Here is a 26,790-nt window from a genome sequence, read left to right as displayed (position 1 = left end):
ATTCTGGTGCACAAGGCAGTTAGTCGCCATACGTCATCGCGATCTCTGTCAGGTCGATGCCAGCATCCTGGCACGATGTGAGCACGTCAGAGAATTCGGAGAACAGGTCCTCGCTGACGTAACCTCCACCGGAATCCAAGAACTGTCCCACCGATATCTGAGGGCCGTGGGCGAAATTCAGCGAGGGCATGCCCTGCTCATCCAACTGGACAACGGTGGATTCGGGAACCGCCAATGGCCAGGTGAGATCCAACTCATCGTTGGTCACCGTCCAGCAACCACCCTCCAGCCCAATCGTTCCGTAGACTTGCGCGGCCATGCCTCCCTCGGCTGGACTCCACGGAAACGTCAGGATGGCAGGCAGATCAGTCTGAGGAGAAGAGGACTCGGGCGAGGGACTCTTCTGTTCACGTGCGGTTTCCGTGGAGAAATAGCACCCGGCAAGCAGTGCTGATACCACGCACGCTCCACTGATGCTCAGCAGCGTTCGTGTTGAGTACGCAGACATAACTTTGCTCCCATCAGGTCCGTTCTCCCTCGATCTATGTCACGCATTGCCCGAAAGTTACTCAGCGTGCCTCTACTTTGGACCGAACTCAGCCAAAACCCCACGAACTCAGCCCAGAGCGCGCGGAGTTCGTGGGTAAAAGGCGGAGTTCGACGAAGCAACTGGGGGCAGACAAGGTGAAGAGACCGAACCACTCCTACCCAGGAAGCGAGCACAACAAAACCGTCACCTTAACGGGGAAGGTGACGGCTCGTCGACAATCAGAGAACTACAACCAGATCAGACGTCACTCCTGGACGGCGCGCAATGCGCGTACCGCCTCCGGGTAAGCCTCAGCGATGTCGCGGGTTGCAGGGTGCTGCGGACTCACGAGCAGATCACGTGGCGTACCAGTCTCGACAAAGGTTCCCTCCGCGAGCACGTGCACCTGGGCGCACAGGCGAGCAAGCAGATCCAAGTCGTGCGAGAACACAAGCAGACCGATCTCGCGCTCCGCAATCAGATCGCGCAAACGCGCTGAGACCTTGTCCTTGAGAGTGGGGTCAAGTGCGGTGGTCGGTTCATCCAGAATCAGAATCTCCGGACGGGTGGACAATGCCAGGGCAAGCGTCAGGCGCTGGCGCTCACCGCCCGAGAGCGTGCGCAGGCGACGATCCAGGAACCTAGGCTCAAGGAACATCGTGTCGAGGATCTGCTCGACCGATTCACCCGACGCCCGACCAGCCTTGCGGGCCGCCTTCAGATCGTCCTCTACGACACGGCGGACCGTGGACTCCCCGTCCAGTCCAAAGAACCCATTCTGCCCGACCTTGCGAACAGTCGTCTGAAACCGCTTCTTGGCACCCAAACGCAACTTCGAGACCGCCGCACCGTCAAACGTGACCCGACCTGCAGCGGGCTTCAACTGGCCGTACAAGACGTTTGCGAGTGTGGTCTTGCCAACCCCAGAGGCACCCGTGATACCGAGCGCCGGTGCCCCCTTGGACAACTCCACAGACACACCATTGATGGACGGGCGGCTGGTGTAACCAGCCACGATGCCGGACGCCGACAAAACGCTTTGCTTCGAACTCACAACTTCTCACTTTGACTTAAGGCACATCGCGCGGGAACCCTGCGGGACTGGCCGGGCGGATCGGGCACACACCTGAGGCATGTCTATCGGAGTAACGATTACGTAGCCGGAATCGCTCCCAACAGATTCAAGTTTATGCCGGTGTCTCCTGACACGAGTATGGTTCGCTGGGTTTCTATGCTGTGAGCATGACGGATTCCGCGACCTGTGCGCCTCGCGCGGACAGGCGGCACAGGACCAAAGATTTAACCGACGGTAACCTTAAGACATGGCCAAGCCTAGATTCCCCAAGTCCGTATACCAGGTTGGTGCTGACCCTGACCCGCGGTTCTCGCTAGCCAACGAACGCACTTTTCTCTCCTGGATTCGAACCGCTATCGCATTCATCGCGGCGGGACTCGCGCTTGAGGCGCTCGACGTTCCAGTCTGGCCCACGGCGCGCTACGTGGTCACCGCCGCATTCCTGCTCATCGGACTCATCGTGCCAATCTACGCATGGCTGACCTGGAAACACAACGAACGATCCCTACGACAGAACAGACCCATGCCCGGCCCCCGTCTGGCGATTGTCATCTCCGTGCTCACCGCCGTGGGCGTGGTGGCGCTCGCGGTCGGTCTCATTGTCGGGGTGTAGCGTGGCATCCCTTATGAGATCAAGCGAGGGAGAGGTCTACGATCTCGGGCTTGCCGTGGAACGCACCGCTCTGTCCTGGCAGCGCACAATCCTTGCGCTCGTCGTGGCCAGCGCGGTTGCCGCACGATATGTCTCGCATCAGGTGTCCGGCCTGCTGCCGCTCGTACTCGGCCTGTCTGGAGTCGTGTCTGGCCTCTTCGCGTTGTACTGGGTGCGCCGGCGCTATCGTCGGCTCAACCGCGCACTCATCAAGAACGGAGACATCCATATCGCTGACGGCGTGCCCCTCGTGCTCGTCGCGGTATCACTCATCTGTGTGGGCGTACTGGCGGCGCTCTATGTCTTTGGCCGATAGCCGCGAGTCTCGTCAAGTGGTGCTGGTGAGGCCGCGAGACCTGACACCTACTGATCGGTGGCTTCCGTGTGGGGTGCGAGATAGATAATCGACTCGATGAGTTCGCCGTTCAGGGACTCATAGGATGGTGCATCGATCTCAATCGTGAGTTTTTGCGCGGTACCGAAAACGCTGCATCGTACCAGAGTGGAAACGCCACGGTCCTCGAGTAGTTTCACCACAGGCAACATCACCGAGGACTTATTGGCTGGGATGACCGAAATCGTTTCACCGTCCAGTTGAACTGCCAAGGACTCGACCGCTGATCGCGCACGGATCTCTACGCTAGGCACGACTGCCACAGCCAATCGCAGGGGTTCGCTATCAGGCACATTCGCAACCTTGACAGTGGCGCCAGGAGCGAGCGGCAAAGCGAGCGGTGCCCCACCGGGAAGCAATAGCCATGTGTCTCTTGGATAGCCGTTGGCGGGCATGACCGCATCTGGGGTTGGTAACTGCAGGTACACCTCCACCGCCCCGGAGCCCGTATGGTTCATGCGGAGCGAGGCGGGAACGGCGAGGTGGCGGCGATGCTCAACGAGTTCTCGGAGCGATGGTTCGAGTCGTGCTGCATCCTGCTCGGCCAACTGACCAATGATGCGTCCCTCAAAAATGCACGTCACGGCGGTTTTCCCTGCTTGGGTGCGTTCGAGGGCGAGAAGGGCTGTACCCTCGCGGCGCGCTCCGGCATTCACTTCGCCAGCGGTTTCATGTGCGGCAATCAGTTCACTGATGATGTCTCGGCGATACCACGTGCCATCGAGGAGAACCGTCGTGTGTCTGTTGGGGTCGAATGGCGGCGTTGAGTCGAATCCATATGATCTGGGGTCGATCACGTCGTTAATCGACAGTGTCGGGGCGTTGTTCGGTGGCATGAATCCCTCCTCGCTCGATACTCCCGATGGTGACACGAGGTTCCGAGGGAATGGTGGGCGTTAACAGTGAATTCACACCGCGAGCCCTGAAATTTACTTACTGGGGATGGTGGAGACTCCTGAGTCTGCGGCACCGCGATGATTTCACGTCGACAGGCAACCACGCTGGGACGTGCGATGCCCGGTAAGGTGAGGGCTCGTCGGCAATAGAACGGAAGCACCAGGAAAGGCGACTGCATATTGTCGCGCTTCAAGAACATCCAAGGGTAGGCCAAAGGCCCCGGAACTCGCGGTTTCCACAGCTTTACGCCGCAAGGGTAAAACGGGAACTAATCGTCGGCGCCGCACGCTCTTCGAAGTACTCTCTTCAGTGAGAATCTGGAAGGCGCAACATGCTGCAGCTGTTTAATATCCGCAAGTCGTATACGACTGAGGACTTCACCCAAACCGCACTCGACGACGTATCGATTTCGTTCCGTGATAACGAGTTCGTCGCGATTCTCGGGCCATCGGGTTCGGGTAAGACAACGCTGCTGAACATCGTGGGAGGGCTGGACCACTACGATGCAGGCAATCTCGTCATCGACGGTGTGCCGACCGAGGACTACCGCGACCGCGACTGGGACGCCTACCGCAACAACCGCATAGGTTTCGTCTTCCAGAGCTACAACCTGATTCCGCACCAGAGTGTCCTCGCGAACGTCGAACTGGCACTGACGCTGTCGGGCGTCTCGCGAGCGGAACGCCGCGAGCGCGCCGTGGTAGCGCTGGAACGGGTTGGACTGGGCGACCACATTCGCAAACTTCCCAGCCAGATGTCTGGTGGACAGATGCAGCGCGTCGCCATCGCGCGTGCGCTCATCAACGACCCGGAGATCCTCCTTGCCGACGAACCGACGGGCGCCCTCGATTCCAAAACGTCCGTGCAGATCATGGCGCTGCTCACGGAGATTGCGCGAGACCGCCTCGTCATCATGGTCACGCACAACCCGGAACTCGCCGAGGAATATGCAACCCGCATCGTGACCCTGCGCGACGGCCAGATTTCCGACGATTCGGACCCGTTTGATCCCTCCCTTGCGTCAGTTGCGGGGCGGGATAAGGAGGTCCGTCGGACCTCCATGTCATTCTTCACGGCAATAGCCCTGTCGTTCAAGAACCTGATGACCAAAAAGGGCCGTACCCTGATGACGGCGTTCGCGGGAAGCATCGGCATCATCGGAATCGCTGCGATCCTGGCCTTGGCAAACGGCGTCAACGACTACATCAAGAGCATCGAGGAGGACACGCTCTCTGTGTATCCGCTGACGATCCAGAGTCAAGGCATGGACTTCACCGCGATGATGGCTGCATCTGCAGGGCTCGGTGATGGAGGCTCAAGCGCTGCCACTGGTTCGGGTGGCTCCGTGAGCGAGGTTCAGATGATGACCCGCATGTTCGAGTCCATCGGGTCGAACGACCTTGCCTCGTTGAAGGAGTACTTTGACGGTGGCGGTGATGGGATTGAGGAGTACACGCAGTCGATCCAATACTCATACAACGTCACCCCACAGATTTTCACGCAAACCTCCGATGGCGTGCGCCAGGTCAATCCTGACAGTTCATTTGCCGCGCTTGGCTTTGGCAGCGGAACAAGCACCTCTAGTCTCGTGTCCGCTTCCATGAGCACCAATGTGTTCCACCAACTCGTCGACGACACCTCGTTGATCGAACAGCAGTACGACGTAGTTGCCGGGCGGTGGCCGCAGGGCGAGGACGAGGTTATCGTGGTGCTCACCTCAGACGGCGCAATCAGCGACTTGATGGCCTTCACGATGGGGCTGCGCGATCCTGCCGAACTCGACGCAATGATCAGGCAACTCCTCAACGAGGAAGACATCACCACCCCGGATGAAGCGCTGACCTTCGAATATGCCGATCTCATGGCTGCGAAGTTCAGACTCGTCAACGCCGCTGACTACTACCAGTACGACGAAACCTACGAGATATGGACCGACAAGTCTGGTGACACAGAGTATCTGAAGGGGCTCGTCGATAAGGGAACCCCGCTACGAGTGGTCGGCGTTCTCCAGCCGGTTGAGGGAGCCACCGCAACGGCTCTGCAACCCGGCCTGTACTACACCTCCACACTGACCAAGGACCTCATGGCTGACGCCGCTGAACGCGACATCGTCAAAGACCAACTGGCCAAACCCGCAGTGAACGTGTTCTCCGGACGCACCTTCGCGGATGAGGAAGCCAACCCACAGCGCGATGACTTTGACCTGTCCAAGGTCATGAGCGTGGACGAAGAAGCGCTCACAAACGCCTTCACAATCGACGAATCCACCCTCAGCATCGACACCTCGGCGTTCGACATCTCGATGCCGTCGCTGGACATCGACCCATCCGTCCTGCCCGAACTGGATCTTGCTGGGCTACTTGAAGACATGGAGTTGGGCGATATCGACCTCGACCTTGAGTCCGTGCTCACCGAGCTGGACCTGAGCGACATCGACTTCGGCGTCACGGAAGAGGACCTGACCGCGCTCGCTGAGAAACTTGCCACGGGATACGCCACCTACTGCGCCGTCGACGCAACCCGGTGTGTGGACCCGCAGGCCGGATTCGAGGGATTCCTCGGCTCCGAGGAGGGACTCGCGATCCTCGCGGAGATCGATGGACTACAGGACGGGGCGCAAGAGGAGATCGCCGCAGCCCAGGAAGAGATCATCGCACAGGTGACCGAGGAGGTAACCGCTGCGGTGACCGAACAGGTTGAAACCCAGGCCGCAGCCATCGCCACAACCGTGCAGAAGAGCATGACCGAGTATATGGACGAAGCCATGGAAACGGTCGGGCGGCAGATGGCGCAGCAGGTCGGACCAGCGCTCGAACGGCAAATCACCAGTGGACTGCAGACGGCGATGGGGCAGTTGGCCACCAACATGTCCAGTGCCATGGACATCAACGAGGATCAGTTCCTCGAGGCGTTCTCCCTCAACATGTCCGAGGAAGAACTCGCCGAACTCATGATGTCGATGATGGTCACGGAGCAGAGCACCTACGACGGCAATCTCTCCAAGCTTGGCTATGCCTCGCTTGACCGTCCCTCTACGATCGATATCTACCCCAAGGACTTTGAGTCCAAGGAACAGATCATCTCGATCCTCGACAATTACAACGAACGCATGGAACGCTCCGGAGACGATGACAGGGTCATCACCTACACCGACCTTGTCGGAACCCTCATGTCGTCCGTGACCACAATCGTCAACGTGGTCAGCTACGTGCTCATCGCGTTCGTGTCCATCTCTCTCGTGGTCTCCAGCATCATGATCGGAGTCATCACCTATATCTCCGTACTCGAACGCAAGAAGGAGATCGGTATCCTGCGATCAATCGGTGCCTCAAAGCGAGATATCCGGCGCGTGTTCAACGCCGAGACACTCATCGTGGGCTTCGTGGCCGGAGTCATCGGCATCGTCATCACCGTGCTCCTGACTCTGCCGACCAACGCGATCGTCAACGCGAACTTCGGTGTCGCTCAGGTCGCGCAGTTACCGTGGCAGGCTGGTGCGATCCTCGTCGCAATCAGTGTGGGCTTGACCGTGTTGGCTGGGCTGATCCCGTCCTCAGCGGCGTCTCGTAAAGACCCAGTTGAGGCGCTTCGTAGTGAATGACTGGCAGGGACAAGGAGCGAGATCCCGCGTATCCTAACGTTAGGAGGCTCACATTCCCTGATTCCGGGCCGATCTGTAGGGTGAAGACTGCCCGCAACTTATTCCCTGGAGCGATCCATGAAACGAACAGTAGCCGCAGCACTTGCTGCTGTGCTCACCCTCGGCTCGGCTGTGGCCACTGCAGTTCCCGCAGCCGCCTCGTCGAGTTCCGACATCAACTATGTAAAGGGTGCGAACTCAAAGGATTGTGTGCCTGCGTCAAAGCAGACGTCGAGCACGGCTCCCAAAATCTCCGTGTTGAAGAAGAACACGAGTACGCAGGGTATCCGAGTTTCTGTTGGCCGACAGGCCAGTGCACTGTGCTACGAGATTCAGTATTCAACTAACTCGACGTTCGCCAAGAACGTCACCACGGTTCAGAGAGGACGTTCTGGCACCAACAACCCAGAACAGACGATCTCCAGCCTGAAGGACAACACGCGATACTACTTCCGGGTACGGTCAGTGCAACCGAACGGCAACGCCAGCAAGTGGTCCAGCTCGGTCAACGAAGCCACCAAGGCTCGTGCACCCAAACCGATCACGACGTCCTGGAAGCACACCGCCGCAGGCAACGTGCAGATCAGTTGGAAGCACAACGGCGCCTACACGAAGAGCATCCGCTTGCACGTTGCGTCCTCCTCATTTGCTCAGGGCAAGCGGGGACAGAACCATCAGGTCTTCAACCTGCCCGCTAATGCACGTTCCTACACCCTCACAAGCGCTGATCTCAAGGCGTTGGGAGCTCCGGTTGGCTCTGGGCGTGTGCTCCGATTCCGAGTTGAGGCCCGTAACACGGGTGCTACTGAGACCCGTGTGAAGTACTCGTCAGGATCAGCGGCTGCAATCGTCGGACAGCCACTGAACAAGGCACCAAAGAGTGCCACCACACTCACCATCGCGTCGTACAACGTGACCTCTGCCTCTGCGAATCCCTCGAACAAGAAGTGGGCAAACCGTAAGAAGACAGTCGCACAGCAGATCGTCAACTCCAAAGCCGGAATCGTTGGCGTCCAAGAGGCGATCACCCTGAAGCAGGGCAACTCCACTCAGATCAAACAGCTTCTCTCGGAGGTCAAGGCCGCCCAGAAGAAGAAGGACAAGAAGGTCAAGTGGAAGCTGACGCGCGACACCCGTTACATCAAGCGCGGTAAGCCAGGTGGTAACGATGGTCAGCGTATTCTGTACGATTCCGCGAAATACAAGATGGTGTCCAAATGCAAGAACACCACGGGTAAGGGCAAGAACAACGACTACTCGTCAAGTTGCACCGTGAAACTACCGCGTGTCGGCGCAGCCAAATTCCAGCGTTTCGCACAGGTGGTGCAGTTTGAGGACAAGAAGACCAAACAGCGGTTCTGGGTTGTGAACACCCACCTCGAGCACCGCAAGGGCGCAAAGTACGACAAGAACCGTGACAAGCAGGTCGCTACGATCCTGAACCACGTCAAGAAGGTCAACAAAGCCAACAAGCCCGTGTTCTTCCTCGGCGACCTGAACTCGTCCAACAAGCGTGCTGAGAACCTGAAGACCATCGACAGGCTTCTGAAGAACGGATACATTGACTCCGCGAGCGCTAAGAAGACCAAGAACATCGCCTACCACACGTACAACAACTGGCAGAAGCAGAAGGCCTCGCCAGCGAAGTTCGGTAGCCGGATCGACTTCATCCTCGGCAAGGGCAAGAACGTTCACTTCTCGCAGTACACCACTGTGAAGAACGGTTACAAGGCCTCGGACCACAACCTGATCAAGGCAACGGTAAAGTTCACGGACTGACGCAGACCTCAAACCGGTCAAGAATGATCGGCTAGGGGGCACAACATGACGGAGGGGACATCAGCATCGCTGATGTCCCCTCCGTCATGTTGTCGGCCTGGCATAGGCCAGCCCGTCTTGCTAACGCACCACGGAATCGGACTCGCCGTGTGATTCCCCAACGCCAGCAGGAACTGGAACGGAACCAGGCTCGTCGGCAATCTGCGACAGGTCGGCAGAATCGGTGACGGCCTCGCCACGGGCAACCATTCCGGCCTCGTCGGACAACTTGATCTGCTTGGTGAGTAGCGCCAGTACAAAGGCGATGACGACAAACGGAACCATGTAGAGGAATACCGGAGCAAGCGAGTCAGCGTAGGCGTCGATGACGCCGTTACGCATAGCCTCCGGCATCTCGTTCATGATGGCTGGCGTGATCTGTGATGTCGACTGAGCCGCATCGTCAGGAGACAGTCCAGCTCCCGCGAACACCTCGAAGAGGCGCTCGGACAAACGGTTCGTGAACAGGGTTCCAAACACGGCCACACCCAGGGCGGCACCCACCTCGCGGAAGTAGTTGTTGGTCGATGTTGCGGCGCCGACGTCGTGTGGGTCAACCGAGTTCTGGACAACTAGGACAACGACCTGCATGACCAGACCGAGACCGGCACCGAAGAAGAACAGGTAGGTGCACAGCAGCCACAGCGGGGTTGAGCCCTGGAGCGTGGACATGACGACCAAGACGACACCGGTCACAGCCGTTCCAACGATGGGGAATAGGCGGTAGTTACCCGTCTTGGTGATGCGCAGACCAGACCAGATTGAGGTACCCATCATTCCGACCATCATCGGGAGCATCAGCAGGCCAGATGTTGCGGCGGAGGTGCCGGACGACATCTGCATGAAGGTTGGCAGGAATGCGAGCGCCGCGAACATGCCGAGTCCCAGCACGAAGCCGATTGCGGTTGCATTCACGAACGTGCGGTTCTTGAAGAACGACAGTGGAATGATGGGGTCCTGTGCACGTGACTCCACGAACACGAAAAGTCCCGCGGCGATGACCAGGGTGGCTCCCCATATCCAGGTCTCCGATGCGCTCCAGCCGTGGTCGGCCGATCCGCCGAAGTCCGTGAAGAAGATGAGCGCGGTGGTCGCAATGGAGAGGAACAGGACGCCGAGGAAGTCGATCTTCTTCTCAGCCTTGTGGCTTGGTAGTTTCAGCGTGAACCACGCGACCACGAACGCGATGATTCCGATGGGGATGTTGATCCAGAACGCCCAGTGCCAGGTCAGGTGGTCCACGAAGAAACCGCCGAGCAGTGGACCGGCGACAGCGGCGATTCCGAACACGGCCCCAAGCGGTCCCATGTACTTACCGCGCTCGGAGGCCGGGGTGATGTCCGCGATGATCGCCTGGGACAGGATCATCAGACCACCACCACCGAGTCCCTGGATTGCGCGGAACACCACGAATCCCCAGAACGTGTCCACGAGGGCGAGTGCCAGTGAGGCTCCGGTGAAGATCGCGATGGCTGCGAGGAAGAGGTTGCGGCGCCCGAGAACGTCACCGAATTTTCCATAGATCGGCATCACGATGGTTGTGGCCAGGAGATACGCCGTGGTGATCCACGCCTGGTGCTGTACGCCGCCGAGGTCGCCCACGATGGTGGGCATGGCGGTGGACACGATGGTCTGGTCCAGGCTGGACAGGAACATCGACGCCATGAGGGCGGCGAAGATGATCCAGATCGTTCGTTGGGTCAGTACGAGCTTGGGCTCGTCCGTGACCGTTTCTGTGGGGGCGTGAGACATGGGTGTCCCTTCATATGAGTTGGTTGATTGCCGACGACACGGTTGCGTCGGGTCTCCACCACGCGCGGGGTGGTGGGTTGGAGGATGAGTACTGGCTGTTGTCGGTAGTTCGGCGTGAACGACCGCACTGCGGGGTGGCGCTATGGGCCGGACGAGAAGAATCGGGCGAGGTGGTTGAGTCTCTCGGCGAATCTCTCTCGAATGTTCTCGGGATCGTCGAATGATCGGGCTAGTTGTCCCGCCGTGCAGTCACCGTTGGGTGGTGGGAGCAGGGCGGTCATCATCAGATGGTGAAGCGTGAGGGCAACGGTGTGTGCGTAGGTATCTGGATAGGGGAGGCCTTCGCGCGCGCAGATGAGTTGTTCCACCTCGATGACGGTGTCGAAGGCGTTTTGTCGGAGGCGGTTCATGAGTGACGGTTCGCCCTGGACCAGTTCCATGACCTCGAATGGGGTGAAGCTGTGCGTGGCGGTGCCATTGACGGAACTCGCCACGAGGTTCAAGAGGGCCTCGCGTAGCGAGGTGTGGGCCTGAGAGGTCAGGAACTCCTCTCGATGCGGAGCGAGAGGTGACTCCTTGGACATCCCGAGCACGGCATCGTCCTTGGAGGCGAAGTGGTTGAAGAACGTGCGCCGCGAGATGTCGACTTCCGAACACAGGTCCTCAATTGTGAACCCTGCGAGGCCGTGTTCCTTCGTGAGTGCACGTGCATGGGTGATCAGGGCCGTGCGGGTTGCCGTTTTACGTGCCTCGCGTCGGTTGATGGGGTGCTCGGCGGACGATCCAGTCTCCGAATCACTAGTCTTTCCTGCACTATTGCTCACATAGTGCATCTTTGCACTTTGACATCAAAAGTGCAACCTCGTCGGGTGTGTAGAGCGTCACGCGTGCTGCAGATTGCTAACGATCTCAACTCCATATGCCTACTGGGCATGAAGCATCCCGCGAACTCAGGCATTTTCCCTCGAACTCAGCCCGCTCCGGCCTGAGTTCGAGGGAAAATGCCTGAGTTCGGCGATGGGCTGCGATGGGGGGGGATGCGGCGAGAGCTTGGGTGGAGTTCGCGGGAGCAGGCAAGGAGCAGGCTTGGCGACGAGCCGGCAGCTTAAGCGGGCAACGTCACGTTTGTCCTCGCTCACGTTTCGTGCAGCGTGCAAGCGCGCGTGGGAGAATCGGGAACGATGTCTGCTTCAAACAAATCCCCCCGTTCCGGCCAGTCGGCGACGCCTCAAGACTCGCGTGGCCGCACCTCGGCGACCCCGCGATCAACGGGCTCAACCTCCGAACCTCAACTGTCCGCGCTGAAAGTGGGCGGTGCGCGCTCTGCTGCCCGCTCGTCGCAAAGCCTGACCCGTGGCGGACAACCGGCACGAACCAAGCAGACGGGACGCACCCGGCACGAGGACCGCGTCACGCGCGCGGACCGCAACGACCGGACGATCGCGTACATTCAAGCCAAAGACGCCCAGCAGAAAAAGGACGAACGCCGCGCCGAGATCGACGGCCGCGTGTCCGAACTGCGTGCGCGCCGCGAAGGGCGCGAGCAAGTGCGCCCAACCCCGGAGGGGTGGAAGCAGGCGATGGGCGCGGATGGGCGTCCAGAACTGCAGTTCGCCACCAAAAAACGGGTTACTCAGCCGCCAACTCACTTCGCGGACCTCACCCTTGAGGAACGCCAAGCAAAGTTCAAGGAACTGGGCCTGCCTGCCTTCCGCGCCAAGCAGCTTTCGGTGCATTACTTCCAGCACTACACAACCGATCCCGAGCGCATGTCCGATCTACCCAAGGACAAGCGCCAGGAGATGGTCGACGCAGCGTTCCCGACCCTGCTGACCGAGGTCAAGCGTCTGACAACCGACGACGGTGCGACCATCAAGTTCCTGTGGCGACTGTTCGACGGCTCGCTCGTCGAATCCGTGCTCATGCGCTACCCGGGTCGCGTCACCCTGTGCGTGTCCTCGCAGTGCGGCTGCGGCATGAACTGCCCGTTCTGCGCGACCGGCCAAGCGGGTCTGACCCGAAACATGTCCACCGCGGAGATACTGGACCAGATCATTCAGGCCAACCGCGTCATCGCCGAGGGTGGCTTGGGCGGTATTCGTCCCGGTGATCACGTTCCTGAGCGCGTCACCAACATCGTGTTCATGGGCATGGGCGAGCCGCTCGCAAACTACAAGCGCGTCATGAACGCAGTGCACCGCATGTGCGCTGAAGCGCCTGAGGGCTTGGGTATGAGCGCTCGCGGCATCACGGTGTCGACCGTTGGCCTGGTGCCTGCGATCCGCAAACTTGCTGACGAGAAGCTGCCGTTCACGTTCGCGCTGTCCCTGCACGCTCCGGACGATGAACTGCGCGATGAACTCATTCCGGTGAACTCGCGCTGGAAGGCTGACGAGGCCATTGACGCAGCGTATGAGTACTACGAGAAGACCGGCCGCCGTGTGTCGATTGAGTATGCGCTGATCAAGGACATGAACGATCATGGGTGGCGCGCCGACCTGCTGGCCGAGAAGCTGAACGCTCGCGGTAAAGGCTGGGTGCACGTCAACCCGATTCCGTTGAACCCGACGCCGGGCTCGATCTGGACCTCTTCGGAGCCCGCAGTGACCCGCGAGTGGATCGCCCGCCTTGAGGCACACGGCATCCCGACCACGCTGCGCGATACGCGCGGAAAGGAAATCGACGGTGCCTGCGGCCAGTTGGCTGCTGCGGACGAGTAGGCGGATGCAGAGCGCTGCGGACGCTTGCGCATGGTCCGATTGACGACGAGGGACTCACCTATGGTGGGTCCCTTTCGTTGTGTGGGAGATATCGCATAAATTTGCAGTTGTGCAAACTTGCACAACTGCATAAAGTTTAGATGTGCATAATCAGTCCCTATCCCGTCGCGAGCAGAACAAGGCCGATGCCTACCTGGCTATTCACCGGGCTGCCTACCGCCTTGTCGTGGAGAACGAGTGCAACGCCCCGGTTGAGGAAATCGCGGCTGAGGCGGGAGTCTCGCAGCGCACATTCTTCAACTATTTCAAATCCAAAGAGGAAGCAGTGGTCGGGCTTCGTGCGCCGCAGATCACGCGGGCTCAACATGACGAACTCCGAGAAAACGGTGGGCATAACCTGTTTGATCGAGTGGTCTCGCTCTACTTCCACGTGGTGCGTGACACGGTCATAGACCCGGACAGCTTTCGCAGTCGGGTCGCCGTCTTTCGCGAGCGCCCCGAACACAAAATCTTTCTGCACCGCCACATGGCCGCCTGTGAGTCAGCGGTCAATGATGCGGTTGCTGAGGTGTTGGCGGACCTGAACCTAGATGTTGCCGGCCTCGGCTCGCCCGAGGCCTCAGCCCGTGGGATCGCAACGTTTGCCGGTTCTGTCGTGCGCTACACCTTCTCGACACACCCCGATGCGTTGTCTGATGACGGCGAGTTGCGCTTCCGTGAAGCCCTCGACGTGTTCCGGCGCCTTATGAAAGAAACACAATGACCAAACACCAGAACTCAGTGAATCTGCTGTTCGCTGGCCTGATGATGACACAGTTCATGTCGTCCCTCGGCCAAACCGTGCTGTCGAGCGCGCTTCCCACAATCGTTGGTGAACTCAACGGCGTTGAGCACATGGCGTGGGTCATCACAGCGTTCATCCTGGCCTCCACGATCGTGATGCCGATCTACGGCAAACTGTCGGACCTCATGGGACGCAAGCCGCTGTTGCTCAGTGCGATTGTGCTCTTCTTGATCGGTTCCGTGCTGGGTGGAATCGCTGACTCGATGGAACTGCTCATCGCAGCCCGTGCAGTTCAGGGGATCGGCGGCGGTGGCCTGATGATTCTCTCGCAGGCTGCCATCGCAGATGTGATACCTGCCCGGGAACGCGGCAAGTACATGGGAATCATGGGCGCTACCTTTGCCGTCTCCTCGGTGGCTGGGCCGCTCTTGGGTGGCTGGTTCACGGAAGGTCCGGGTTGGCGCTGGGCATTCTGGATCAACCTGCCATTGGGCGTGCTATCGATCGTCGCAACCATGTTGTTTCTGCGCAAGCCTGTGCGTGCGCTGCAGGAACGCCCAAAACTCGACATTCTCGGCATGGCGCTGTTGTCCGTTGCAACGACCGCACTTGTTCTCGCCCTTACCTGGGGTGGCTCGTTATACGGCTGGACATCTCCGCTTGTTGTCGGACTCTACGTAACGACCGCTGTGACGGGCGCTTTGTTTGTCTGGGTTGAGTCGAAGGCCGCTGAGCCGATCATGCCGTTGTTCCTGTTCAGGGATCGTAACTTCAATCTGACCACACTGGCTGCGCTTGTCACTGCAATCGCGATGTTCGGCGCGATCGGATACATGCCAACCTACCTGCAGATGGCTGGCGGCTATTCGGCATCCACGGCGGGGCTGCTCATGGCCCCGATGATGCTTGCGCTCCTGATAACCGCGACGATCTCCGGGATCGTGGTGAGCCGGACGGGGAACTACAAGAATCTCCCCATCATCGGATCGTTTGTTGTTGCCCTGGGCTTGCTGCTCATGGCGAGAATTACGGTGGACACGCAGGTATGGGTTATCTGTGCGGCCATGTCGGTTCTTGGTATGGGCTTGGGCATGTCGATGCAGATCCTCACCTTGATCGTGCAGAACTCTTTCCCGCTCAAGGTCGTGGGCACCGCCACTGCGAGCACCAACTACTTCCGCCAGGTGGGTTCAACGCTCGGGTCCGCTGTCGTCGGATCGGTGTTCGCGTCGCGTCTGACTGGTCGAGTCGAGGAGAATCTCGCAGGTCTCGTTGACTCGTCGGCGGCAGGCCAACTCGATGCGAACTCCTTTACCCCAGCCCTCGTGCATGAACTGCCGGGTCCGCTGCGAGATGCGGTCGTGCTTTCGTACAATCAAGCACTCATCCCGATCTATATGTGGCTCATCCCGCTGGCCATCGTTGCGGCTGTGCTGCTGTTCTTTGTGAGGCAAAAGCCGCTTGCAACCACGATCGAGGAATCGATCTCTGGCTCTGCGATGACCGCTGTTGAAGGGGTTGAACAGGCAATCCACGACTTTGAAGTGCGGCAGATTGGCGACGAGATGGACCACGCCGTATCCCTCTCCCAACCCAGCGCGGCTGGGTCAGGGCGTGGTGAGCGATCTTAGTCGGCTCGTCGTCAAGCCGGTGGGCTGAAATTGGTCCGGTGGTGTGTAAAAAATACACGCCACCGGACCAAAAACAGCCCATGGCGGGTTCTGGTGGTCGTTGCAACACCCTGAACAACTAGGAATAAGTATCGGGCGCATAACTGGATGTCCAGGTCGTCGCCAAACGAACTTTCCAAGTGGGTGAATTTCGGATTTCGATCTTGGGGCGCATTTGGTTTCCCGGGTGCGATTCGCGCATGCTCTCCTGTGCTGTATGACACAGAGGAGCATGCGCTTTCCTGTTTCCACACTGGTGGGCGCCTCGTCGCTGTGTGAGTTGTGCACAGGTGTGATGAAGACAGGAACGAGGCCCTTGTGGATCTGTGACACTCTTGTAACCTAGATGGGGCGAACGATACGGGTACTGCTGCCCATTGTCCTATTAAGTTTGTCTTGGTTCTGCCGAGATAAATGGTCAGGAGATCGTTCTGCTCGCAGCAGTCACACAGGTGAGTGCCGCAAGATGTAACACGCATAGCGCGATACATCAGTAAGACGCATGAACCGCTGCCACCATCCGGCGGGTCGTGTAAACCGCCCCAAGGCGTACCCGCCGCAAGGAACCAGGTGATTATTTCGATGGCCGCACACGGTAAGCGCATAGCAACCTCGATCGAGGCTGCTCATGCACCTGACACGGACGCCACGCGCCGCGGACGCTACCAAGGACGCCGCGCCGCACAGAAGCGTAACGGCATCCGGTTAGCGCTCTTCTCCGTGCCCTCCATCGCCAAGCCAGTTCTCGGCAAGCCCGTCATCGCAGCCAGTGTGGCAATCGCCGGGCTCGTTGGCACCACGGTCGTTGTGAACGCTCACGACAGCCGACCAAACACCTCCCAGGTCACTGGAGAAGAGCGCAACCTCACGGATCTGGTGGAACCGGACACCGCCATCACCATCGCGTCGAGCGAGGCAGACGAAGCGGTGATGAAAGCCGCTGAGCTCCTCAACAATGCGTCTGCTCTGATCGAGTCAGATGCCGCGGTGCAGAAGGCGGCTGCGGAACTCGAGCAACTCCTGGAACAGATCGCTCTTGAGGCCGAGGAGATCCCAACCCGTGAGGGATCTGGCACTGCCTCGCGTAGTTTCTCGCGCAACACGCTCGCGACAGATGTTGAACAGGCATCCGGAACCGCATCGGCCGAAGGTCTCTACGATTCCGAGGAATCGCTCGAAATCACTATCCGTGCGGTGGGCGCATATACCGATGTCCCTGTGGCCCAGGCAGAGAAAGCCGCGGCGAATCCTGAGGTCGAGCAGGCCATCAATGCCGCTCCAGAGGTCGTTCAGACCGCAAGCGTCGCTCCATACATTGGCAAGCATGCCGCAACTGAACAGAGCAAAGCCGACGGCTCGTCGCAGAGCATGGTGGTCTACATGCCCGGCGATGACACATTCGGGGATCCTGCCACGGATTCCACCGCAAACGTTGTGGATGTCCCAACAGGCGCCGACACGGTTTCTGTTGCCGTCACCGATACGACAATCGACTCGGTGGTCGCGGCAACCGCTCGCCTCCAAGCCCTCGTCGATGGCACCTCGACTCCGGGTGTAACCACTGCCGAGGAACTCGCTGTCCTCGCGCTTGAGGCTGCATGGGCCGAGGCTGTTGAACTGGCCAACTCGTACGGGACCTTCTCCAACGGGCGCCTGCCGGACAGCGCACTCGTTGAGATCGCTACGGCCACTGGGCAAAAAGCGCGCCCTGATGCAGCCTTGATGTTCGCTGAACTGAACGCTGCGTTCAAGGAAGAGTTCGGTCGTGACATCCAGATCACCGATTCCTACCGTTCTTACAGTTCGCAGGTCACTACCAAGGCAGCCAAGGGTTGGCTTGCAGCACCTCCCGGAATGTCCAACCACGGGTGGGGCCTCGCGCTTGATCTAAATGGTCCAGAGGCTCGCTGGAACACCCCGGAGCGGAACTGGCTTGTCGCGAACTCGACCACCTATGGCTGGTTCTCGCCAGAGTGGGCACAGAAGACCAAGCCGGAACCGTGGCACTGGGAGTTTGGCGGCGCAGAGGTGTCACCAGTAGCGCGTGCGATGGGTTACTGATCCCGCTTCAAATGCCCGGTTAAATAGATTTCTATAACAGGTACCCCGTGGAAAACTTTCCAACGGGGTACCTTTTTACCTTCTTTAGTGGAGGCTGTGTGTCAGTGCGGTAAAACCGCAGAAAACAGGGGAGACAGCCTGGCAAAAAGAAGGTAAAGTTTTGTGCGAAAGGGGTTAAACGTGTGGCGTACTTCATCTTCGGCGGTTTCCTGCCGATAGGTAAGGTACGGGTTCATCCGGAATTCATTTCAACCGAATAGGATGCACACGATTTAACGAGAGCATCAACCGTCGTGATACCGGTGTTCAGGTACCGGGCGACGAGGAAGGGGCAGGCGACATGAGCAGTATGTCGTCTAGGGAAGAAGCGTCGAACAGGGTTCGCCTGTTCGCGATCGTTGCCGTTACCACGGTCGGGCTGTTTGCCGCCGTTGGCCTCGGTGTTTTTTCCGCGTCCCCAGAGCCAGCGACAGTCGCTGAGCAGGTGCTCGAAGCCGCAGCAGAATCGACCGAAGGTCTAGCTGAAGCAGACGACGTCTCGGAACTTGCGATCACGACTCGTGAACTTGAGGAAGAGGACGTCGCGCAGGAGGAGAAGAGCGGGGCCGCGAGTTTCGCCAAGGAATCAGCTCGCGCTGCACAGCGCCTGGCGGAGATAAGGCTGCAGGAAGTACGCGACACGTACCTGCGTTTCGAACAGGGCTTCGAAGGACTCTCGCTGCACTACGCCTCGGCAAATGAGTGCGAAGGCGCAGCCACCTGCCTTAACCCCAGCTCAAGTAAGGCCAACGAGATCCTCGTGGATCCCGACTGGGCCCGCGACGCCAGCCCGGAAGACCTGGCCTACGCTCTGGCGCAAGCACATGCAGAACTGGCGATTCAGCGGATCTGGCCGGACCGAGCGGAGGCAGCACAGGAACTGGGCATGATCGTTCCTGCCTGCCAGGTACTCGATGAGCAGCAGATGCTTGAGGCGGCCGGTGTTCCGGTTGTGCAGGTTTCCAGTTTCGATGCCCCAATTGAGGCCATGAAGGACATCATCACAGCCCAGATGGTATCCATGCCCGACCGGTTCGTGATCTACCCGAGCCGCTTGCACACGGACGAGCAGAAGCAGGCAGCCCAGCAGATATCTCACGCACACGAGCCAGAGGTGGTCCTCCAGGTGTCCTCTGCTCCCGCCTGCGACCAGTAGGACCGGCACGCTCAGCACACCTGAGTTCTCACAGTTGTTTGCCGGTTAGCGAAAAACCGATGCCATCGCTCTCGCCAGATGAGAGACTTCAGGTATGCACGAACTTGAGCAGGCAACGCAGACGTACGCAGCCTACGCAATGTACATTGCCATTGCGCCACGTGACCCACGTGACCCCCAAGACATCAAATCATCTGGCTCAGATGCGGACCACGTTGCCTACCTCGATCCAGTGACACTCGAACAGTTGAGCCAGGCTCTCCTGGATCGTGCGGTTCCCGCCCAGGTGATTGACGGAGCACACATCGGCGCACCCGGGTGGATGATCGCTCGCACGGTGGGCCTCTATGAGGGGTTCGCGCCACGCTGGGCACCGGAGGAGAACACGACTCGTGGCGAGATACCGACCATCAGTTTCGAGGATCTTGCCTCCGGTCTGGCACAGGAACTCAATGCGGCATGCCACGTCGCAGACCACCCCAGCGTGCCGTCGACCCACTCGCATCTCGATGGAATCACCGTCGACATCAACACGCGCGCTGAAGCGGTTGTCGGTCGCTTCCGCTCAACGGATGGTCCGCTCCTTGCCCATGCGGCACGACACGACCTCTGGTTCCGTTCCGGGGCACAGTGGGGCGTGGTCGGCGTAGACCAGCCAGGTGGTGCGCTGGAAAACCTGATCGGATGGAACTCAGATCAACCGTGTATCCATCTTGAACGCAATGGGGCGTGGCGGCGTCTCACCGTTGCGCACCGTGACGAGATCGGAGTGCATGAGTGGGGGCCGCAGTGGACTGACGTCGACCCGCGCACTCGTGTCGCGCAGGACCTGATGCGCTATCTGCAACTTGGTGAGGTTGACCCTGCCCAGTTCGTCTTTGACTTCTTTGCGAGGCCTCGGATCGATGCGGATGCCCTCGCCGGATTGTTTGAGCTTGGCACGTTAGAACGGGATCGCCTACACCTCGTGCTCAGCGCCGACAACATGGACGACCCGCTCACGGCGGTCACGCGGATACTTGGGTTGCCCGAGGCCGCGGCTGAGCTCGCGGAGGGCTGGCGCGAACCACATCATCTCGAGGGCGCGCAGTATGTTGTTGCGCAGCCCTTCTCCAAAGCGGTGTGGGCCGCCGCGACGACCCTGCCGGATGAACCTGACATATCGTCGAGAATCATGCGCCTGTGGCTCAGGCGGCCGCCGGCCTACTATGCGCTCAACACGCTGGAAGCTACAGTTCTTGCCGGGCTGACGCGCTATGCGCATAAAACCGGGCGCAAAAGGACCGCGGTCGTGCTTGGCGCCTTGACCGCCGTAACCATCGCAGATTTCTTCACCCCTGCCAAATGGCGGGGCCAATAGATTGGATCAGCTCACAATGGACTTCCGGATCTTCACCGAACCACAGCAGGGCGCAACCTATACGGATCTGCTCGCAGTCGCGCACGCGACTGAACAGTTGGGATTCGACGCGTTCTTCCGCTCCGATCACTACCTGTCAATGGGTGGCGGCGGGTTGCCAGGGCCAACCGACGCGTGGCTGACGCTTGCTGGACTCGCCCGCGAGACCGAACGGATCAAGCTCGGGACACTCGTGACCTCCGCGACCTTCCGGTTGCCCGGAGTACTTGCGATTCAAGTGGCTCAGGTCGATCAGATGAGTGGCGGACGCGTGGAACTGGGGCTCGGTGCTGGCTGGTTTGAGGCGGAGCACAGCGCCTATGGCATCCCATTCCCGAAGGACAAGTTCTCACGACTTGAGGAACAACTCGATGTCATCACCGGGTTGTGGGAGACCCCCGTTGGTGAGAAGTTCAACTATGCGGGCAAGCACTATCAACTCACGGATTCTCCGGCACTGCCAAAGCCAGTGAGCCCCAAGGTTCCGGTCATCATCGGCGGAACCGGACCATCGCGGACCCCATCCCTTGCGGCACGCTTTGCAACCGAGTTCAACACACCGTTTGTCGAGTTCGACCGGCTTGCTCCAACGTTCGCACGTGTCCGCGCAGCCTGCGAGGCGATTGAACGCGACCCGAACGAACTCGTGTACTCGAGCGCGTTTGTGGCCTGTGTGGGTAGGGACGAGGCTGAGTTCACTCGTCGGGCAGCCGCGATTGGGCGTAACCCGGAGGAACTGCGGGAGCACGGTATCGCTGGCACGGTTTCGGAGGCCGTTCATGCGATCGGTCGGGCGCGTGACGCGGGTGCGGAACGGATCTACCTGCAGATTCTTGACCTGTCCGATCTGGACCACCTTGACCTGATCGCACGTGAGGTGACCTCCCAGTTCTGACGTGTCCGATCGCGCTTCATGCTGCGGTGTCAGGTTAAATCCCATGAGGGTCCGATAATTCGATCGGGTAAGGTGGTATCGAACCCCGAGGTGGGGGTATTTGCTCTAGTAAACGGTGGATGTAGTCATCACTATGGACGCTCACGCAGCCCAGTTCGCTCTGGTCGGTCACGACCTCGCGGCACTGGGGGTATCCGAAATGATCGAGCAGGCAATCGCCGCGTTGCCCGTGGACACGATTCAGGAGATGCCGTGGCTGCACGCCTCATCGATGATTCAGCCGCCGACCAACCGGTGGTTCTCGGGGCTGGCCTTTGGCTCGCCGTCCCCGGTGTTCCCAACTCCGTATTCGTATATCCAGACTGATCAGGGCTTTGTCTTCGGGTTGCCGCATGTCACGAGCTCACGGCACACGATCTCTGGGCCTGCCTCGGCGGACATTGACGTCAATGTCGGCGCGTACGGGTATCGGATTGCTGCGCACGATCTGGCGAGCGTGACCATCGAGTTTCAGAATGAGATCGGTCGTGTGTTGGGGCGAGCGGTGCTCGCGGAAGGCGTTCCTTACGTTTCGTATACCGCTGAGATAGCGCACGATGTGACGCTTTCGGAGGCCTTCTCGATGGAGTATGAGTCGTGCGCGACCGCTCACGTCGAGGGCAGCCACTATGGTCTCGTGACGACGGGTGCGTTCTCGGCCCGCTCGATCCGGTTGCAGGCCGGACAGTACGTTTCATTGATTGCGTTCCCCCAGTTCACGGGTGAGAGTCCGGCGCAGATTGAGCGGGAGGTGCTGCGGATCGCGCGTCACGCCACGTTCCCGGTGCTGCGCACCGAGGTCACCGCTCAGGTGCTTTCCGACGAGGTGGTCACCTCCATTCGCTATGTTGCGCGGGAGAACGGCCCGGTCGCTGTGGTGCGGCTACCGCACCATGAGGTTCGGGAGCCGTTGGACAACCTGGGAACCTATGCGACCGTGTCGGGTACGGCACCGCTCGTGTCGGCGAAGGTGCTCACCTGGCGCACACCTCGGGTGGAGCCGCGGGTGCACCTCGACCTCACACGCGTGGCTGAGGATAGACGGGCCACGCTCGCCGCGGCTGCGGTGCAGGACATCGGTGAGGTGCCACGCGCTCCCGAGGACACCTACTTTGGCGGCAAGGCGTTGTTCCGGGACGCCAACCTACTTGACCTTGCCACTCAGTTGTCTGTTCCTGGTGCTGACGCATTTGGACAAGGCCTGGAAGAACGGTTCCTTGAATGGTTCAAGGCCGCTGCCGACTCACATGCCCCGCGTACCTTCTTCTACGATGACGTGTGGTCGGGCGTCGTGGGGCGCGAGGCCTCATTCGGTACTGATCTCTTCAACGACCACCACTTCCACTGGGGATACTTCCTGCATGTGGCTGCGGTGCTCGGTGAGCGTAACCCGCAGTTGCTTGAGCAGGTGCGTGAATCCGTCGACGCCCTGGCGTTCGACATCGCGACACCGGTTCCGGATACCGAGTTTCCGATGCTCAGGGTGTTCGACGTGTATAAGGGGCATTCGTGGGCGTCAGGGACGGCACCCTTCGATGAGGGAAACAACCAGGAGTCCAGCTCTGAGGCAGTCAATGCCTGGAATGCCCTTGGCGCATGGGGCAAGTTGACGGGCAGGACATGGCTGTACGAACTGTCCGTGTGGTTGCTATCCCTTGAGGCATGCTCCGCCCGTACCTACTGGACCAACTTTGATCAGTCTGATCCTGTGCGCACGTCATATCGCCACTCGGTGATTCCGCTCGTGTGGGGTGCCAAACACGATTACGCCACCTGGTTCAGCGGGGAGCAGTCAGCGATGCTTGGGATGGCGGTACTGCCGATGGCCCCGGTTGCCGACTACCTTGGCGGCGACTCGGATCGAATCATGCAGAACCTCGAGGAGATCGTCGGATTCTTTGGAGACTACGATCAAGTATTCGGGGACTACCTGCTGATGTATCGTGCGCTCGCGGGAACGGACGCTGCCGAGCAGGCATGGCACCTCGCGCAGGACATTCCTGCCGAGAGGATCGATGACGGAAACTCACTGACATACGTGCTCGCGTGGATCGCTGAACATTTAGTGTAACTGCACACGATCAAACGCCTAACCCCTCCGATCATCTCGGTATGCGAGATTTCTTGTGAGGGGCCGGTGAAGGATTATTAACAAAGCGAGTAGATTCTCCTAGGGCCTCTGCGACCCTGCCCACTGTGCTGCCCAGACGCAGCAGGGGCATCCGACAAGATGTCGAAGGAGAGAACGTGAAGTTCGGTTGGAAAGTTTTCGGTGACGGGCGCACTCTTGGCCCAGGGGATGTAGTTGGGCCGGGCGAGCGCCTCAATTGGGGCCTCACAATCGGTATCGGTATGCAGCACGTGGTCGCAATGTTCGGTGCAACCTTCCTCGTGCCACTGCTGACGGACTTCCCGCCATCCACCACCCTGTTCTTCTCAGCAATCGGAACCATGCTGTTCTTGCTGATCACCGGCAACCGCCTCCCCAGTTACCTTGGGTCCTCCTTTGCCTTCATCGCTCCGATCCTGGCCGCTACCTCGAGCAACGGCCATGCAGGTGCGATCTTCGGCATCCTCAGCGCGGGTATCCTACTCGCAATCATCGGTTTCATCGTGCACTTCGCTGGCGTGCGGTGGATCGAACTCCTCATGCCGCCGGTCGTGACCGGAACGATCGTTGCGCTGATCGGCTTCAACCTCGCCCCAGCAGCGTGGCGCACCACCGCGTACGCTGAAGACTCGCAGGGGAACCACATCCTTGATGAGGCCGGTCACGTGATCGTCAACATCACCGGTGGTTTCGCCAAAGCGCCGCTGACAGCGACCGTGACCCTCGCGGCAATCATTCTGATCACGGTGCTTTTCAAGGGGATCATCGGGCGTCTTTCGATTCTGTTCGGTGTGCTTGTCGGCTACGTATTCGCGATCTTCCGCGGTGAGGTGGACTTCGAGGCGATCAGGGAGGCGGCATGGATCGGGTTCCCTGAGTTCACCGCTCCGACATTCTCACCGGCCGTGCTCGGCCTCTTCCTTCCGGTCGTGTTCGTGCTTGTGGCAGAGAACATCGGACACGTGAAGTCAGTTGCCGCGATGACCGGCGAGAACCTCGACAAGGTCACTGGTCGCGCACTGATCGCGGACGGTCTGGCAACAACCCTGGCAGGTTCCGCGGGTGGTTCCGGTACGACCACCTATGCCGAGAACATCGGCGTCATGGCGGCAACCCGCGTGTACTCGACCGCAGCCTATTGGGTCGCGGCAATCACAGCACTGCTACTGAGCCTGTCGCCAAAGTTTGGTGCGGCAATCTCGACAGTTCCAGCGGGAGTGCTCGGTGGAGCGGCAACCCTGCTGTACGGAATGATCGGTATGCTCGGTGTGCGCATCTGGATGCAAAACCGCGTGGACTTCTCCAACCCGATCAACCTGACATCGGCAGCGGTTCCGATGATTATCGGAATGGCGAACTTCACCTACTCAAACGGTGACATCACCTTCGAGGGAATCGCGATTGGTTGCGCCGCCGCACTCGTCATCTACCACCTGATGTCATACGTGTCCAAGCTTCGTGGCACCTCCATCGAGCCAGCATCTCCTGCTTCGGCTCCCGCAGGTTCTGAACTGGACAAGTAACACGTAACGAAGGGGGTGGTCAGTTCCAGCGGAACTGACCACCCCCTTCGTGCGCCTTGTCTGCGGTGCGACCACCGAGAATTTGTCAGGATTGCCCAGAAAAACGCTAGGCGGCTTCTTCCTCGACCTCTTCCTCGTCTTCGAGATCGTCCTGAACATCCTCGGAATCGTCGTCCTCGTCAACGGGAGCCTCGACCTTGTCGGTCATCTCCCACAGTTCCTTGCAACCAGGGTAGGAGTTCATCGCCTCGTCGGCTTCAAGCAGGACATCGGCCGGGTCGAGCAGCGAGCTGAAGTTCTGGCCGAGGAGCACATCAATGATGTTGTCCTCCTTGGTGTCGTCGAGGATTAACGCGGGTGCACCAAAGTGTGCGGCAAGAGTGTACGCCTCCTCGATCCCCTCAGGGCCAAACACGATAGCCGTCGTCGCGCGTTCAATGTCGGCGTTCGCCGTGTTCTCGACCGTTATATTCCGATTGCGCAGTTCTCCAGAGACCCCGGCAGCGATACCAGGCTTCAAGGATGCGTTGAACACATTCACGGTGATCTTCTTGGCGCCCACGGGCTTGGTGTCGGCAGGCAGGCAGGCGGTGTCGAACACTTCGTCGACGAGTGGTTCCTCATAGGTGAAACCGTTGTCGAAAGGTAGGGCAATCGCTCCGTTGTATACCCCAACGGCCCACAGACCTGCGGCGCCAAGAAGGGCGGCAAGCAGTCCGAAAACAACAGCCTGACGTTCGCGCACCCTGCGACGCCGTAGTGTGCGCGCCTTTTTGATCTGTTCTTGTGACACGATTTTTCTCGTTACCCTAACTCGCATGGAACCTATGTACGAGGGTACTTCACTTCGAGCGGTCGAAGCCATCACTGTTTGTGAAGTTCATACGGATATTCGGCACAAGACTGCGCCTGTTACGGACAAAGTAGTGAAGTGGAGCGTAGGGGTCTCGCGGAGCAGACCCCTACCGGAACGAAAATGAATGCGGTGCGTAACAAACAAGTGCTGGTTACGGACAAAGTAGTGAGGTGGAGTGTGGATGCCCTCGACGTGCCCAGACCGCTCCTTGGGAATGCGAGCCTACTCCTCGATGACGTACACGCGTGCGTGCAGTACGAGACGCTGCTGAAGTGCTGCTCGCACGGCTCGGTGGAGTCCGTCCTCAAGGTAAAGCTGCCCTTGATATTGCACGACGTGCGCGAAGAGGTCACCGTAGAAAGTCGAGTCCTCGGTGAGCAGCGTGGTCAGGTCGAGTTCGCTCTTGGTTGTGATCAGATCGGCGAGACGTACCTGCCGCGGTGCCACGGCGGCCCAGTCGCGATTGCTGGTCAGATCGTGCTCGGGGTACGGACGTCCGTTGCCAACCTTTTTGAAAATCATGACTAAAAGTCTACCGAGTCGGATTGCCGAATGTGTGGACCCGCGCCCAGCGTCTTCGCTTGTCCCCGCACGAGTCGGCGTCAGGGTACGGCTCCAGTAGTCACGCTGCCACTGACGTGTAGCGCATTTCGGTATTTACTTATCGCATGGTTAAAATTGCTCAGGCTTTAAGCCCGCCGGCTCCGCAACAGATGCGAGTTTCGGAGTATGGTTGCGGGACGTCCACAGTTCTCCAGGGCGTCCCGCCTCGTATATCCCT

At 59.5% G+C, this 26,790-nt stretch carries 20 protein-coding genes; 13 read left to right on the top strand and 7 right to left on the bottom strand.

Features of this window, described 5'->3' with window-relative positions; translation table 11 throughout:
- Window positions 1-19: 19 nt before the first annotated feature.
- Both ACFSYH_RS05560 and ACFSYH_RS05555 read right to left on the bottom strand, forming a co-directional pair.
- On the bottom strand, window positions 20-460 hold the full coding sequence (locus ACFSYH_RS05560) for a hypothetical protein (RefSeq protein WP_377465671.1): 441 nt from the start codon (window positions 458-460) through the stop codon (window positions 20-22).
- 334 nt (window positions 461-794) lie between these two features.
- Complete coding sequence (locus ACFSYH_RS05555; RefSeq protein ID WP_377465669.1) at window positions 795-1,583, bottom strand: ABC transporter ATP-binding protein; 789 nt, start codon at window positions 1,581-1,583, stop codon at window positions 795-797.
- Window positions 1,584-1,851: 268 nt separating this feature from the next.
- Between ACFSYH_RS05555 and ACFSYH_RS05550 the strand changes: the two genes are divergently transcribed.
- A complete protein-coding gene (locus ACFSYH_RS05550) occupies window positions 1,852-2,217 on the top strand; it encodes a YidH family protein (protein ID WP_377465668.1) in 366 nt (121 codons plus the stop codon).
- Between the two features lie 13 nt (window positions 2,218-2,230).
- Window positions 2,231-2,572 carry a rhomboid family intramembrane serine protease gene (locus ACFSYH_RS05545; RefSeq protein ID WP_377465666.1) on the top strand — a complete coding sequence of 114 codons (342 nt, stop codon included), beginning with the start codon at window positions 2,231-2,233 and terminating at the stop codon, window positions 2,570-2,572.
- Between the two features lie 47 nt (window positions 2,573-2,619).
- Here the strand turns inward: ACFSYH_RS05545 and ACFSYH_RS05540 are convergent, their stop codons facing one another.
- A complete protein-coding gene (locus tag ACFSYH_RS05540; RefSeq protein WP_377465664.1) occupies window positions 2,620-3,486 on the bottom strand; it encodes a hypothetical protein in 867 nt (288 codons plus the stop codon).
- Window positions 3,487-3,878: 392 nt separating this feature from the next.
- On the opposite strand from ACFSYH_RS05540, the gene ACFSYH_RS05535 reads away from it, so the two are divergent.
- Window positions 3,879-7,148, top strand: a complete 3,270-nt coding sequence (locus tag ACFSYH_RS05535; protein ID WP_377465663.1) for an ATP-binding cassette domain-containing protein — start codon at window positions 3,879-3,881, stop codon at window positions 7,146-7,148.
- 117 nt (window positions 7,149-7,265) lie between these two features.
- Complete coding sequence (locus tag ACFSYH_RS05530; protein ID WP_377465662.1) at window positions 7,266-8,966, top strand: endonuclease/exonuclease/phosphatase family protein; 1,701 nt, start codon at window positions 7,266-7,268, stop codon at window positions 8,964-8,966.
- Window positions 8,967-9,086: 120 nt separating this feature from the next.
- Here the strand turns inward: ACFSYH_RS05530 and ACFSYH_RS05525 are convergent, their stop codons facing one another.
- Window positions 9,087-10,757 (bottom strand): MDR family MFS transporter, encoded by a 1,671-nt coding sequence (locus tag ACFSYH_RS05525; protein ID WP_377465660.1) that lies wholly within the window; start codon window positions 10,755-10,757, stop codon window positions 9,087-9,089.
- A gap of 140 nt (window positions 10,758-10,897) precedes the next feature.
- Window positions 10,898-11,581 (bottom strand): TetR/AcrR family transcriptional regulator, encoded by a 684-nt coding sequence (locus ACFSYH_RS05520; RefSeq protein ID WP_377465657.1) that lies wholly within the window; start codon window positions 11,579-11,581, stop codon window positions 10,898-10,900.
- Window positions 11,582-11,938: 357 nt separating this feature from the next.
- Here ACFSYH_RS05520 and rlmN point away from each other — a divergent pair, with 357 nt between their 5' ends.
- The 9 genes from rlmN to ACFSYH_RS05475 all read left to right on the top strand — a co-directional run bounded on the left by rlmN (window position 11,939) and on the right by ACFSYH_RS05475 (window position 25,153).
- A complete protein-coding gene (gene rlmN / locus ACFSYH_RS05515) occupies window positions 11,939-13,477 on the top strand; it encodes a 23S rRNA (adenine(2503)-C(2))-methyltransferase RlmN (protein WP_377465656.1) in 1,539 nt (512 codons plus the stop codon).
- Window positions 13,478-13,619: 142 nt separating this feature from the next.
- On the top strand, window positions 13,620-14,240 hold the full coding sequence (locus ACFSYH_RS05510; RefSeq protein ID WP_377465655.1) for a TetR/AcrR family transcriptional regulator: 621 nt from the start codon (window positions 13,620-13,622) through the stop codon (window positions 14,238-14,240).
- Window positions 14,237-15,892 carry an MDR family MFS transporter gene (locus ACFSYH_RS05505; RefSeq protein ID WP_377465653.1) on the top strand — a complete coding sequence of 552 codons (1,656 nt, stop codon included), beginning with the start codon at window positions 14,237-14,239 and terminating at the stop codon, window positions 15,890-15,892. The genes ACFSYH_RS05510 and ACFSYH_RS05505 overlap by 4 nt, the downstream gene beginning before the upstream one ends.
- A gap of 609 nt (window positions 15,893-16,501) precedes the next feature.
- The gene (locus ACFSYH_RS05500; RefSeq protein WP_377465651.1) at window positions 16,502-17,992 is read left to right on the top strand and encodes a M15 family metallopeptidase; all 1,491 of its coding nucleotides are present in this window, start codon (window positions 16,502-16,504) and stop codon (window positions 17,990-17,992) included.
- Between the two features lie 340 nt (window positions 17,993-18,332).
- The gene (locus ACFSYH_RS05495) at window positions 18,333-19,187 is read left to right on the top strand and encodes a hypothetical protein (RefSeq protein WP_377465650.1); all 855 of its coding nucleotides are present in this window, start codon (window positions 18,333-18,335) and stop codon (window positions 19,185-19,187) included.
- 94 nt (window positions 19,188-19,281) lie between these two features.
- Window positions 19,282-20,547 (top strand): hypothetical protein, encoded by a 1,266-nt coding sequence (locus ACFSYH_RS05490; RefSeq protein WP_377465649.1) that lies wholly within the window; start codon window positions 19,282-19,284, stop codon window positions 20,545-20,547.
- 16 nt (window positions 20,548-20,563) lie between these two features.
- Window positions 20,564-21,481 (top strand): LLM class F420-dependent oxidoreductase, encoded by a 918-nt coding sequence (locus tag ACFSYH_RS05485; RefSeq protein ID WP_377465647.1) that lies wholly within the window; start codon window positions 20,564-20,566, stop codon window positions 21,479-21,481.
- Between the two features lie 133 nt (window positions 21,482-21,614).
- Window positions 21,615-23,591 carry a glycosyl hydrolase gene (locus ACFSYH_RS05480; RefSeq protein ID WP_377465645.1) on the top strand — a complete coding sequence of 659 codons (1,977 nt, stop codon included), beginning with the start codon at window positions 21,615-21,617 and terminating at the stop codon, window positions 23,589-23,591.
- Window positions 23,592-23,767: 176 nt separating this feature from the next.
- Window positions 23,768-25,153, top strand: a complete 1,386-nt coding sequence (locus ACFSYH_RS05475; protein WP_377465642.1) for a uracil-xanthine permease family protein — start codon at window positions 23,768-23,770, stop codon at window positions 25,151-25,153.
- Between the two features lie 106 nt (window positions 25,154-25,259).
- On the opposite strand, the gene ACFSYH_RS05470 is transcribed toward ACFSYH_RS05475, so the two are convergent.
- Window positions 25,260-25,946 carry a LytR C-terminal domain-containing protein gene (locus ACFSYH_RS05470; protein WP_377465640.1) on the bottom strand — a complete coding sequence of 229 codons (687 nt, stop codon included), beginning with the start codon at window positions 25,944-25,946 and terminating at the stop codon, window positions 25,260-25,262.
- 285 nt (window positions 25,947-26,231) lie between these two features.
- Window positions 26,232-26,531, bottom strand: a complete 300-nt coding sequence (locus ACFSYH_RS05465; RefSeq protein ID WP_377465638.1) for a type II toxin-antitoxin system VapB family antitoxin — start codon at window positions 26,529-26,531, stop codon at window positions 26,232-26,234.
- Between the last annotated feature and the right edge of the window lie 259 nt (window positions 26,532-26,790).

The sequence above is a fragment of the Populibacterium corticicola genome (assembly GCF_042683685.1).
GTDB classification, from domain to species: Bacteria; Actinomycetota; Actinomycetes; order Actinomycetales; family Cellulomonadaceae; genus Timonella; species Timonella corticicola.
Note: the sequence above shows the minus strand (reverse complement) of the source record. Positions and strands in the feature narration are given on the sequence as shown.